The sequence below is a fragment of the Azohydromonas lata genome (assembly GCF_034427735.1).
Taxonomy (GTDB): Bacteria; Pseudomonadota; Gammaproteobacteria; order Burkholderiales; family Burkholderiaceae_C; genus Azohydromonas; species Azohydromonas lata.
The window spans coordinates 416440-429140 of record NZ_JAXOJX010000001.1 but is presented as its reverse complement, the minus strand read 5'-3'; the positions used below and the strand labels follow the sequence as shown (position 1 = coordinate 429140).

Annotated in this window: 10 protein-coding genes; 1 reads left to right on the top strand and 9 read right to left on the bottom strand. The window is 66.1% G+C overall.

The features are described 5' to 3' along the window. Positions 1–106: 106 nt before the first annotated feature. The 9 genes from SM757_RS01950 to SM757_RS01910 form a co-directional block, all read right to left on the bottom strand. Positions 107–331, bottom strand: a complete 225-nt coding sequence (locus SM757_RS01950) for a hypothetical protein (RefSeq protein WP_322464022.1) — start codon at positions 329–331, stop codon at positions 107–109. A gap of 189 nt (positions 332–520) precedes the next feature. Further along, positions 521–742 (bottom strand): hypothetical protein, encoded by a 222-nt coding sequence (locus tag SM757_RS01945; protein WP_322464021.1) that lies wholly within the window; start codon positions 740–742, stop codon positions 521–523. 4 nt (positions 743–746) lie between these two features. Further along, on the bottom strand, positions 747–1424 hold the full coding sequence (locus SM757_RS01940) for a hypothetical protein (protein ID WP_322464020.1): 678 nt from the start codon (positions 1422–1424) through the stop codon (positions 747–749). 113 nt (positions 1425–1537) lie between these two features. Continuing rightward, the gene (locus SM757_RS01935; RefSeq protein WP_322464019.1) at positions 1538–3055 is read right to left on the bottom strand and encodes a hypothetical protein; all 1518 of its coding nucleotides are present in this window, start codon (positions 3053–3055) and stop codon (positions 1538–1540) included. 100 nt (positions 3056–3155) lie between these two features. Continuing rightward, entirely contained in the window at positions 3156–3386 is a 231-nt protein-coding gene (locus SM757_RS01930; protein WP_322464018.1) for a hypothetical protein, read from the bottom strand. A gap of 288 nt (positions 3387–3674) precedes the next feature. Next, positions 3675–7862 (bottom strand): SUMF1/EgtB/PvdO family nonheme iron enzyme, encoded by a 4188-nt coding sequence (locus tag SM757_RS01925; RefSeq protein ID WP_322464017.1) that lies wholly within the window; start codon positions 7860–7862, stop codon positions 3675–3677. Positions 7863–8307: 445 nt separating this feature from the next. Continuing rightward, the gene (locus tag SM757_RS01920; protein ID WP_322464016.1) at positions 8308–9630 is read right to left on the bottom strand and encodes an AAA family ATPase; all 1323 of its coding nucleotides are present in this window, start codon (positions 9628–9630) and stop codon (positions 8308–8310) included. A 2-nt stretch (positions 9631–9632) separates the two neighbouring features. After that, a complete protein-coding gene (locus SM757_RS01915) occupies positions 9633–11210 on the bottom strand; it encodes a ThiF family adenylyltransferase (RefSeq protein ID WP_322464015.1) in 1578 nt (525 codons plus the stop codon). A gap of 118 nt (positions 11211–11328) precedes the next feature. Then, complete coding sequence (locus SM757_RS01910; protein WP_322464014.1) at positions 11329–11610, bottom strand: hypothetical protein; 282 nt, start codon at positions 11608–11610, stop codon at positions 11329–11331. Between the two features lie 493 nt (positions 11611–12103). Here SM757_RS01910 and SM757_RS01905 point away from each other — a divergent pair, with 493 nt between their 5' ends. Next, positions 12104–12361 carry a hypothetical protein gene (locus tag SM757_RS01905; RefSeq protein ID WP_322464013.1) on the top strand — a complete coding sequence of 86 codons (258 nt, stop codon included), beginning with the start codon at positions 12104–12106 and terminating at the stop codon, positions 12359–12361. The last annotated feature ends 340 nt before the right edge of the window (positions 12362–12701 follow it).

The following is a 12701-nucleotide window of genomic DNA, read 5'->3' as shown; positions in this document are numbered from 1 at the left end:
AGCCTTCAGCCTGCGGTGGCTCGTGGGCCTGCCGGAGAGGCCGGGCCCGCCGCTCAATCCACGTGGAGAGGGATGAGTTCTTGCCCGGTGTGCCCCCTGCCTGCGTTCAGAGCTTGAAGCCGCCGGGGAATTTGTTCGCTAGGCCGGTAATGTCCTCCCACAAATCGGACAAGCTCCTGCGCGTGTTGCTGTACTTGTACGAATGCTCGCCGTTGACCTTGTGGGAAAGTACGGTCTTGCGATCGCTGGCCAAGTGCAGGTGGTCAGTGTGCAAATTGGCGCCGTCGGGGGCAACGATGTAGCTGCCATCGCTGAGTTGCTTGTATTGCATCGTGGTTCTTCGCAGGGTGCCCGGGCCTTGGCCCTGGCGTAAACGGGCGGGATGCCCGGGTTCAAGCAGAGATCGTGAACGTGCTGTTGCTCTATGTTGGGTTCGCAGTGCGTTCCAATGCCAGATCGCATTTGTTTACGACCTAATGGGGGTGGCTTGGCGGTATGTGCATCATCGCGCCGGGTCGTCTTAATCATTTCCCGGCATGCGCCCTCCCCAAGTACGCCCGGCCATTACGTTGGCGTACCCCGCCGCATAGCCGACGATGAAGCTCTCCACATTCACTCCAGGCACCCAGTTCACCGGGCGCAGGTAGCGCAGTTCCCACTCGGCGCGGTGGCGGCGGCCGGCTTGAGCGTCGGCTTCGCCCATCAAGTAGCCGTTGCGCCAGACGTTGAACAGTCCGGACATGGCCTCAACCCCCGATTGCCAGCGGCACCTGGACGTGGCGGATCTGCGCCGGGAAATTGGCCGCGGCCTGCCACCAGCGTGGCGGCTCGGCCACCAGAAAATCGGCCAAGCCCCGGGCGCCGACATGGGCGGCCAGGCAGTGATTCTCGGCCTGCATGCGCTGCATGCGCTGCATGCGCTGCATGCGCTCGGGCGCCAGCGCGGCGCTGGCGGCGGCGTTGTGGGCGCGGTCCAGCAGCTTGACCAGGGCCATGCCAGCGCCGCAGAGGCCCAGCGCGATGATCAGGCGGCCGTGCGCTTCGCCCACGCGTAGCGGCTTGGGCGGCTCCGGGCGCTTGGCCAGGGCCCTCAGGCGGTTGGTGATGTCCAGGCCGAAGTGCTGCAGCACACGCTCGACGGTGATGCCCTCGCAGTCCTCCGGCAGCACCTCGTGCATCAGCGCGGTGACTACCTCGGTGCTGCCGCCGCCCAGTTGCAGCACCCCCAGCGCCATGGCCGGCGGGTGGACCACGGAGGGCTCGCCGCTGCGGCGTACTTGGCCGGCGTGGCCGAGGGCAGCTGCGGCCAGCGTGCGTCGGATGTTCCGGATGTCCAACCAGCGGGCGTGGGCCATGGAAAGCAGGCGCAGCGCCTGGGTGCGGCACGCGGCGTCCAGGCGGACGGGGCAGGTTGACAGGGGCATGATGGTGTTTTCCTAGGGGCGGCGGTGGGTAATGTCGGGCTTGTAGGCCCCCTCAGCCGTGCCGTGTGGCCTAGCCGAGCAACTCGGCAGTCAGGCGCACGGCATTGCGACCGTCAGGCCCTGCCCGCTATCCGCCCTAGCGTGGCGGGTCCAGTGCCGCTCGGCCGCGGCCCCTCCGCGGCCTGCCAGGCGATGCAAGCCTCCAGTGCCGCCAGCAGCCGGCGGTGGGTAACCTGGGCCGTGCCCACTCCCTGGAACTGACGGCAGAAGGGGCAGCCGTCCGACGCCTGCCACACGGGCTGATCCTGCACTTGCAGGCCGCCCTCGGCGGTTTCGCGCAGGCGGCGGAACAGGCTGCTGCGCAGGCGGCCCTGCACCACCTGCTCCAGTGCGCGCAGGGCCAAGTGGCCGGCGCTGACGCTGACGCTGCGCACCGAGCCCGGCCGCTGGCTGCGGAAGTCGGCCGGTGTGCCTTGGGCCTCGCCACGGGCCAACTGCGCCAGCACCTGCGGCAGCGGCTCGGCCAAGCCGCCCACACACAGCGGACAGCCGCGGCCGGGCAGCAGCACACGGATCTCGGTTTCCGCCAGGCCGCCCTCCCCGTCCAGCCCGTTGGCCACGCACACGTGCAGCCGCAGCGTGGCCAGGGCCCAGGCGGCCGCCCACACCAGTGAAGGGAGGTTGTCCACCATGGTCAGCAGACCCAAGTCGCAGTGTGCCATCAGGCTGCCGGCGGCCGGGCTGGCCACGGACAGCGAGCGCAGGTCCGGCCCGGCACCGGGGCGGGCCAGTGGCCCCAGCGATTTCTGCAGCGCCCGGGCCTTGGGCCAGCCCTCGTGCAAGGGCAGGAAATCGGCGTCCAGGTTGTGGGTCTCGATGACGTCCGGGTCCAGGCCCAGCACCTGCCAGCCCAGGCGTACCGCCGTGGCGGCCACGCTGGCGCCGGTGCGGCCCAGGCCCACCAGGCCCAGCGTGCCGTGCCGCAGCCGATGGTGGGCCAACGGGCCCAGGCCGCCGCGCTGTCGGCTGTCGCGGTCGGTGGGGTCTTGGGTTTCCAGGGCGGCCATGGCCTGCGAGGACAACAGATCGGCGCCCAGCCCTGCGGGTGCAGCCGCGGCCGCCGCACCCCTCACCGGCGCGGCAAGCCGCAATTGCCGCTGGCGGCTGCCCGGCAGTTCCAGGCGGTGGACCGGATGCCAGGCACCCTGCAGGCTGCGCCAATCCAGCAGGGCACCGCCCTGCCGGTCCAGGCGCAGCACCAGCAGCGCCGGGCACAACAAGGTGGTGGCCAGGCGCCAGGCGGGCGCGGCCTGCAGCAGCCAGGCTTCGTCCGCCGGCGCGGCGGGTGGTGTGCCGTCGCTCAGGTGCAGCAGCAGCACGCCTTCGGCCGCGCGCGGTGGGCGCCGCGGGTCGGGCCACAGCGCGGCCAGCGGCCGCATGTCCAGCGGGCCGGCCAGGGCCACGGTCTGATCAGGCCCTCGCGGCTGCAGCGAGTACAGCCCATGGGCCAAACGGGTGGTTCCGGTGGCTGCGCGGGCGGTGATCAGGTCTTCCAGGGCGGCCAGCGGCAGCACCAGCACGTCGGGCGGCGCGCCCTCGCCAAGTGGCGTGGGCGATGAGGGGTGGTTCACGGGAAAGCCAGGTTGGAGAGCCGCCCGGCCTTGCGGCAGGGTGCTCCGGTGGCAGCGCAGGTCAGGCACGCTGCGCTACGGGCGATCAGCCGATGGCCGCTCAGGGCTGGTGCAGCGTACCGGTCTGCGTGTCGTAGATGCAGGTCTGGTGGTCGCCGGTGCTGTCGTTGTGCAGGTTGACGAACTTGAACCGGGGCGACGGGTACTTGGGGTTGCTGCACCAGGACCAAGTGAGCCGGTAGCCGTTGCCGATGTCGGTTTGCCCGCCTTCGTTGAGGGCGATGGCGACCCGGTTCTTGTACTGCGCCATCAAGCGCTGGATGTTGGTCATGACAGGTTTCCTTGAAACACAGGCACTGGGGCCCGTAGTGGCCGCAGGTGCAGCCAGCGTCAAGGCGCCCGCACGGCCCTCCCGTGCATTCCACATGAGCCCTTGGGCTGACTGTGGGAGGGAGTGTTTCAAGCAACATATGGTTGCAACCAACTTGATGTGAGCGGCGATGCGAAAATGCGCTGCATTGCGACCGGATGGAGTCACCTTGGATACGGCTCGGGTGTCATGACCTCACGATTATTTGGTAATTCCTGTACTGATCAAAAAGTTGAATTTGATCCTCGCTTAAACATCCACCACGCGCACCAAACGAAAACCAGTAGTTCCTGATTCTTCGTCAGGGGAACGACTACAACGAACGCCCGCCGCACAGTGCCAACTTCGTGACATATAATCCCCACCCCGTAGTACGCGTTCGCAGTCGCCTTTGGCACGTGCATTTACAGCATCTCGCTCTAACCAATCAGTCCTCGCCGACAAGGTCCATTCGGCGAGGTTTCCAGCCGTGTCTTGTAAACAGCCGACCGCACTGTCCATGTATATACCAACTGGAGATAACTTACCTAGCGGCACGGGGCGATTGGCCGTAGATATACGCTGTCTATTCAAATTGTGATTGAAATGCCACGGTGCAACATCAATGAAGCGTTGCTCTCCTTCACTCCAAATGCCCTGCGTGTACCCGAAGCGCCAGCGGGGCTGCATGTCCGGCTGGCGGGAGTACCGAACTGCGGCCTCCCACTGTGCCTCGGTAGGCAAATCCACCGACAGCCCCTTGGGTGCCACTCTGCCATCAGCTTGCCCCGCGATTCCACCCAGCGCTTGCCGCCGCTGATGGCTTTCCCACAGGGAATAGGCCTGAGCCCACCAAAAATTAACAGACGCCGGTTGACATCCGTTATTTTCGTGGCGGCCATTCCATGGCCGAGGGAGAGATCCACGTTCGAGCCACGTTCCTGCCCACACTCTCGCCTGGTCAGGCCACCAACGCGCATCGTGAATCTCGTTGCTCAAGAAAAAACACTCCACCTGAGCATTAGTCACAAGCAAGCCGGCCATTTCAAAAGTAGACAAATTATCTACCGTCAACAGACCACGCTCAGCAGTGAACGAATTAATATCATATTCCGCACGATTGTCAAGAACCAGATATAAGCCGCGCTTGGCGTTGAGTGCCTTAATGTCGATGTCGCCCATCAACACGCTGGCCCTCTCACCCCGAGTGCCAACGAGCTGCCAATACTCATCCTTCAGGATCAGCGCCTTGCCGCAGATCTCAAACCGGCCGTCGCCACCCAGGTCGCCGAGAAGAAAACCACTTTCATTCCTGCATGCAATGTGAACATCTCGATTTGTCATCCGCGCCAACAAGGCCTTTCGTAGCTGGTTTAGCGTCGGATGTGTACGTCGCCGACCAAGCTCGGGCGAGGTATCGACCCGGCCATCCGGCAACTCATGTCCCTCAGGTTGCCAGCCATCCTGCGGCTGGTCGCGAAGCTCGCCAAAGGCCTCCCAGTTGTCCAGGGCCAGTCGTGCAGCCAGTGCAGAGTGCTGGGTGGTGACCCGGGCCACCAGATCCACGACCTGACGCGGTCCACGCAACTGCGCCAGGTAGCGCAGCGTCTCCTCCACATCGCCCGATTCAGGCACCGGTGGAATCCGGAATTTCGGCACTATCTTCGTACCGTCCAATTGCTTCAAGCGCGCCCGTTCCTTCTGGTCCTCGTCCCACAGTTGCTCCATCGGCGGTGGTTCCACCGGTTGGATATCCAGCCACACTCCCTGGTTGTCGCCTTCCTCCTCAGGCGACAAGGCCAGGGCCGCGAACAGTTCCAAATAAAGCTGGTGAGTCCAGGTGAGGGTTTCGCCATCCGGGTTGCGGCGAAGCACGTTCAACTGCTCCGCCGCCTTCAGCAGGCTCTCGGTGCTGCGAATAGTGTCGCCCGGCACATCCAGATCCACCCGCGGTAGGCGGAGCGGGCGCTTGAAGGCTTTCAGCGTGGCTGTCATGGCCCAAGCGTCGGCAGCGCCGGTCCTGCGGCGCTCGCGGGCCACCGGGTCCAGGTGCTGCTGCGATACGGCCAGCCGGGCCAGCGTGGCGATGAGCGAGCGGTCCTCCAGCTCGGCGGTCCAGCGCCAGCCACCGTCTTGCTGCAGGTTGACCTGCAGGTTGTCCAGCTTGGTTTGCTCGGCTTGGCTCAGCAACTCGCGCGCGATGTGGTGGCGATTGACCTCCTGGTGCAAGCGCACCCACAGCAGCGTGCAGAACAGCTCGGCCCGGTGTTGCGCCGGGCGGCTGACCAAACCGCTTTGCAGCAGCGTGATCTGCGTGGCTAGGTGGCCGGGTGTGGCCATGAGCTTGCGATCGTCAGGCTCGGGGTCCCTCGCGATGGCTTCATCCAGAGCGGTCAGGTGCGGGTGGTCTTCCCCCAGGCGCAGCAGCATGTATTCGCGGCGCCGCTTGCGGTCCCAGGGTTGCAGCATGGCCTCGTGCACCGTGGGCAGCATGCCGTGGCGGCCATGCGTGCGCACGGTGTACACGCGCTGGGCGATGCAGCCGCCAGAAGCGGTAGCCAGTTGGACCAGCAGATCATCCATCCAGCCAATGAGTTGCGCGCGGTGGGTCTGGCTCTGCGCGGGCATCTCGTTGACACCATCCAGCAACAAAACCAGTTGGATGCCCAACTCAGCGAATACGGACCAGTTGCCTTTGTTCACCGCCTGCCGCAGCGGTTCGGCCCAGGACGGGTAGCTTATGCGGGCCAGATCCCAAAGCGCATTCATGGCGGCGGGAGCATCGTAGACCTGCGCCGTAGCGCACCAGCGCAGCGGCAGCCACAGCGCCACGGTACCGAAGTGGCCATCAAGGTTCAGCTGCTGCAGTGCAGCGTGGGCAGCCTCCATTTCGAACGCGGCCAGCAAGGTGGTCTTCCCCCCGGCTGGCGGTGCGGTGCACAGCCACCGGTCCACTCCTTGGATGGCCCGCAGATCGGCCAAGCCGTTGACCTGCTCTTTCTTGGGTAGCCCGGGGCGCCCGCGTGCGTCCACCGCCATGCTGGCCACGGGCTGGATTTCGATGGGGTGGAAGTGGTTGGACAGGAGCACGGGCCGCCCGTCATTGCCGCAACCGCCGAAGGGCTGGTAGTGGCCGCCGGCCCAGTGCGCATAGCGCTGCAGCAGGCTGGCCTTGAGCGCAGCGCGCAGGGTGGCCGCCTGGGCGTTGCCTTGCGCGGGCGCGGGCAGCTCGCTGGCGAAGTCCTCGTTGAGCAACTCCGGATGCAGCGACTCCCGCGGGTACCGGCCGCTGTGGTCGGCCAAAGGAAGCTCCATCAGCGCGTCGTGCAGCTTGCGAAGCCGGGAGTCCAGCGCATGGCCGCTCTTGGCGTGTGTCATTCGGACCCAGTCGGCCAGCGTGTGGCCTTCAAGCAGCGGAAGGTGCTGGTTGCCCACCACAAGCTGGTCCTTGCGCAGCAGGACGGCCTGAGTGTTGAAGTGGTGGGTACTGTTCAAATGGATGAACTGCTTCAAGCCCGTGAGCTTGGCCGTAGCTCCGCCGACGAAGTCCAGCGGCCACTCCAGCGGATCGGCGGCAGGGCTTGGCGGCTCGCCCAGCGCGGCCGTTCCGCTGAGGCTCATCAAGTCCAGCTCGCGCAGCGGCTCGCGCCAGTGGCTGACCTGAGGAGCCAGGAGGTCGGCCATCAGGTGCAGACAAGCCAATGCCAGCCAGGCGCCCAACGAGGGGCCGCCCACGCTCAGGAGGCTGAAGTCTTGCTCTTCACCGGGCCAGGGCAAGGGACGCAGTGACCATGCCAGCACCTGGGCATGCTGGCCTGCAGGCAGTGGCGCCAGTGTGCGAGCAAGAAGTTCCTCGACCCGCTTGATGGCCTGTTCAAACTCCGGGGCAAGATCCAGCAGGTAGGCGCCCGGCGCGCGCACCAGGCAGCCATGCAGGCTGCTGAAGGTTGGGCACGCGGGCCAATCGGCGGCGGACAGGCGCGTAACGTGCAGGGCCACTACCTTGCCCTTGTTGGCCTCGTTGGACTCATGGGGGTTGACCAGCAGGGCGGCCAGTTGCAAGGGGGGCCGGGTTGGGCCGGCTAGCTCGACACCGATGTACGCGCGCGCCAAGTGCAATTCCAGCGCACGCCGGGGATCCAGGGCGGTGCCCGGACCGACCCAGAGGGACTGCAGCAGGTCCCACACGCGGTCGTCGCGCTTGCAACCCATCCCGTCGCGATCCTCGGGGTCGAGTGCGCGTTGCTGGAGATTCTCCTTCAGCCTGCTCTCGTGTTTGTCGTGCTGGCTGGCATGGAAATTTTCCATGTGCTTGAGCCATTCCAGCAGCAGCGGTACCGCGGGAGCGTTGTCACCGCCGTACTGGCCCAGTAGGGGCGAGAGATCATCCAGACGGGCTGCTACACCGACCATCCGGTCCACCAAGGCCGCCCATGGCAACTTGTTGTTGAGTCCCATGCGGTCAATGCTAGACACGCCGCGAGGCCCCTCACGATGAGTCCGGCGGAAAGCCGTGAAAGAGTTGTCCTTGCCGGGCTCGCTGTGCGGTACCTACATTGAAAGGCGGGCGTGACGTGGCGTGCGCGCGGGCCCTTTCACGCTGCGGCCCACGTTTCAAGGTTGCCATCGCAAGCACCGATCGCAAGCAGCGCTATTGTCATCAGAGCATACGCACCGCACTTGTGGCGCGGATTCCGCTGGTCGTGAAAGACAAACAACCGGCGAGCACATGCGCTTGATGTTTTTGCGCCAGGGTGCGCCACGGCAGTACGCCCTACAAAATGACTTGCGTGAAGCGGGTCGGCACAGCAGCCATGACTCTCTCTTCCATGTCTGGAAGAAAAGTCAGTCTACGAGCTGGTCAGCTTCGCCTTCACGGCCCGTGAGATGGCCATAGTCGAACTCAGACCAGGCATGCGATGTGGCCTTGGCCTCGCCGGCTAGCGCTGGCCAGCTCGTCACCCAGCAGGTCGTCGATGACCGCGCGCTCGCCGCGGCCGCCGTAGCCACTGGCCGCCTGGCTGGCTCGTAGCAGCAGGGCCATGCGCGCTGGGCTGATCTCGCCCACTGTCACGCCGTACTCTGCCGCCACCTCGCGCACCAATCCGCGCATCAGCTTTAGGCGGTGTCGCGCGTCGATCGGCCGGAAGACCAGGAACCGGCTGATCCGGCCCAGCAGTTCGGGTGCCACCCCGGCCTGTCGCAGATGCCGGCGGCAGACCTCCGCTTCGCGTGAAGCGGCGGGCGTGCCAGCATCGCCTAGATCTCGCACGATGGCGTCGGCGGCTTGGTTGCTGGTGAACACAAAGATCCAGCGGCGGCAATTGAGCTGGTGGCCACCATCGCCCAGCGCGCTGGCGCTCGAGAGGCGGCCGGCATCCATGGCGTTGAGTAGCAGCTTGAATACTGCCGGGTGTGCCTTGTCGACTTCGTCGAACAGCAACACGCCTGGGTCGCCACTGGACAGCATGTCCACCAGCTCACTGCGGTCACCGTGGCCGACATAGCCTTGCGGCGATCCCAGAAGCTGGCTGACCCGGTGCGGCTCGGCATACTCTGCCATGTCGAGCCGGAGGTAGCGCCAGGGCCGACCGCCAAGCGTCGCGGCCGACAGCAGACCGGCCAGTACTTCGGCAGCCAAGGTCTTGCCGACGCCGGTCGGTCCCACTTCGAACATGACCGCCGGGCGCTGCGGGTCGGTTCGCGCCAGATGCCGAGCCGCGACGGCAGCCATGGCACGCAGGGCAGTTTCCTGTCCCACCACCCGGGCCGACAGGCCGGCATACAACATATCAGCGTCTGGCAGCGGCGCCCTTTCGTCCGCTTGGCGTAGCAATGTCAACGTGGCAGCCTCGTCGGAAGCGGGCAAAGATGCGACATGAGGGACATGACGGTCTTGCATGGTCAGCCTGGCCGCTGCGGTCTGCCGATAGCCCTGGGCCAAGGTACCGCGCAGCCATTCGACCAGCCGGTCGAATGAATCGAAACGGCGCTCCCCAGCGGCCAGCCAGTCGACCACCTCAAGCACGCTGCCGTTCCACGCCACACCGTTCTGCACCAGCAGCACGGCTTGGCCGCTTGCTGCGTCCACCTCGAAGCCCACGTCGGCATGCGCCGGCCGGGCGCCCATCGGCATGGCTTGCTGACGAAAGCGAACGCAATGCCCCGTGGCGCGGCGTTCCAGGTCTGCAAAGGCCGGGGCTGTTCCCGCGATGAAGTCTTGCATTGTCAGATCACCTCGTGCAGCACTGACGCCGCCACGTCTGCGTTGAAGAACCGGGCCGACAGCGGCAGCCGGCGCGTGTCGCCGTCCAAGCCCTTGGCCAAGCGCAGGTCACCGGTGCCGCCGCAGTCTGGGCAGGCGATGGCATGGCTGGGCGGAGCCTCGGGCGCCTGGGCCTGCCACAACACATCATCGAACAGGTGCCGCGGCTGGCCTTCGCTGGCCTTATCGAAGCCCTTCAAGCCCAGCGTACTGCCCAGGTCAGGATCCATCCGCACTTGCACCAAGTTGCGGTCACCGATGCGCTGCAGCAGACCGCCCCAGCGCGGGTGACCGCGGCCGTGGTGCAGCAGTGCCATCAGAATCCAGCCCGCCAGGGCATTCAGCCGCATGGCCGAGAAGATGGGCGAGCCCTGCGACGTGACGTCGTTGCGCCCCGCCAAGTCCACGAAATGCCGATAGCGCGCACTCAGGATGCAGCGGTGGCAGGCCGGCGTCACGCCCGGGTAGGTGAAGGTGACTTCGCCCGCCCGGCCTTCGCGGTACATCTGGGCGCACAGGCTGGGCAGGCCCAACTTCAGCGCCAGGCGGTTCACGCGAGCCTGGGCCGCAAAGCTGTCGGTCAGGCCGCACAGCACCGTGCACAGCGGCGTGCCATGCCCAAGGTCTGCCAGGGCCAGATCGCGCATGCGGGCATCGGACACGGCCTCCAGCGCCAGTGGCAGCGCGGTCACCCGCGTGTCAGGATGGATGTCGCGCAACCGGTCGGCCATGGCCTCCACCTTGGGCCGGCCCACGTCGCGGCGGTAGGCCTGCTGCGTGGCCACGTTGGTCAGGCTTACCACATCCGGGTCCACCAGCACCCACTCGCCAATGCCGGTGCGCGCCGCATCGTCCACGAAGCCCGCGCCACCGCCTGTGCCGACCGCGATTACCCTGCAGCGGGCGAGGTGTGGCAGGTCGTAGGCCTGCTCCACGCGGGTGAAGGTCTCGCCACGCGAACTGCGCGCGCCAGCCAGGGCCTTGGCGTCCGCGGAACGTCGCGCAATGCTCACGACGTCCACGCCGATACCGGCAGCGAGGTCCAGCCTGCCGAAGTCCCACAGCAAGTCATTAGCCAGGTCGGCAGCCGAGGGCATGTCAGTCACGACGATGCGGCATTGCGACACACTGGCCCGCTGGCTGCCACCGGCGCGCTCGGCAACGTAAGCCCTCATCTCAAAAGTGCCGGTGTCGCCGGCCGAGACGACGATGGGAATCCACATCCACGGCATGTCACTGATGGCCTGCAGGATGCGGGCCGCGTAGGCCTCGTCCGCACCCGAGGGGCGGTTCAGCGACGGGGGGTGTGAGTGCACGAAGCCCCGCATCCGACGGCCTCGCGCGTTCATGCGCTTGAGCAGGGGGTTCAGCATTTCCACGGCTGGCGAGTACGACGCACCGGTGTTGTGGCTGTGTTCATCGAAGTGCGCCACGTCGATCAAGTCCGACCTCTCCGGCCCGCACAGCAGCGCGCCAGTCTCGGCGGGCTGGCTGCCCACGGTGTCGAGGATCGTGCGCAGCGCCGTCCAAGTCAGGGTCATCGGGCTGCGGCGGCCAGTGGTCGCCGGCTGGAGGTGTTGGGCTCGGTGCATGGAAATCTTTAGGCAGGTTATGGTGTCTTAGCCGTAGCGAGCAGCGGGCAGGTGGCCCGCTGCGCGGTCAGAAGCCCTTGCCGGAGCGGATGTACTCCTGCGTCCGATCGGCCCAGGCGGCGGCCACCTTCTTGGCGTCGTCCTCAGTGCGCAGGCTGCCGTCCCAGCAGATGTAGCGGCGGTCGTCTCTCAGATCTGTGTAGCGGTGCGTGGCATGGCCGCTGTTGTCGCGCCCCGCGTAGTTGGGTTGGCTGGTGATATAGGCGCGCACCTCGCCGTCAGCCTGGCGTTCCAGGCTGAAGGCATAGTCGGCACGGCCGTCCTTGGTGCGGTAGATGACCTTGGTCATTTCGATCTCCTGTTGGGGGGAGTGACTTGTCTTCAATTGCGCGGCAGCACCAAGGCCGCCGCGTATGCCGCTGATCAGCGGAAGGTGCCGGGCGGGATTTCGTCGGCCCCCCGGAAAGTGCCCGGAGGAATTTCGTCACCCCCGCAGCGAAGGCGACGGGTAACAGCGAACTGGGTAGCGGTTCTCATGTGCATGTCAGGCTCCATGCCCCAGTGGATAGATGGGGTGCCGTCCACGCTGGGGCGCCGTGGTAGCAGCCGCCCATGCCAGAGGCTGGCATCGGCCGGTCACTGGCGAGCCCGCATCCGTCTGGCGCTGCGGGTTTCGGAGTTACAGCCCTTGCCAGCTGGCGCTTGGATCACTTGCTCATTCAGTGATCAGAATGGTGCCGACCGGGTGTAGGGCTGTTTTGCTGCGCGCGCGCTGAGACCACCGGATTGCCTCTGATTGCGACCAATTGGCCAAGGCCGGCCGCCTGCCCCGGATCGGCGGGATGGTGATTGACCGCGGGCCTCAGGTGGTTGCGACGGCGGCGCCAGTTGTCTGCTTGCTGCTCGGCAGCGCCGCCGCGCACCTGTCTTGGGCCTCCTTGCGCCTGCAGGCGCCAGCCGACGACGACCGGCAGCCGGACAGATCCAGTCCGCTGGCCGAGCTGCTGGCGCTGCTTCGGGACTCGGGCACCAAGACCGACGAGCATTTCGCGCTGCAGTTCGCCCGGCTGGCGAGCACGCGCCTGCGGGCCTGGTGTTGAGGGTCAAGGTTGTTGCTAATAGGGCCAGGGTTGCTGCTGATGTGGCCTGTTTAAGTTGACCAAGCAACTTTTAACCGAGAACGCGTTTCTCGAACGACACCAGCTCTCTACGAGGTTCGAGATGTCGGTCGAGCTCGTAGTCCTGCCTTCTCAGCCGCTTTTCGTGGAGGCTGACAGCTTGGATGATGCCGTCGAAGTTTCGGCACCGACGCAGCACCCTGGCAGCGACTGTCGCCAACGGTCTGGCGTGCCGTGCGCAGTACGTCACCGCGGGGTTCAGCCAACTGCGCTTCCAGCACGGTGCCGTGACGTCAAGGTCATTGAGTGCCCGTGTCGCGCG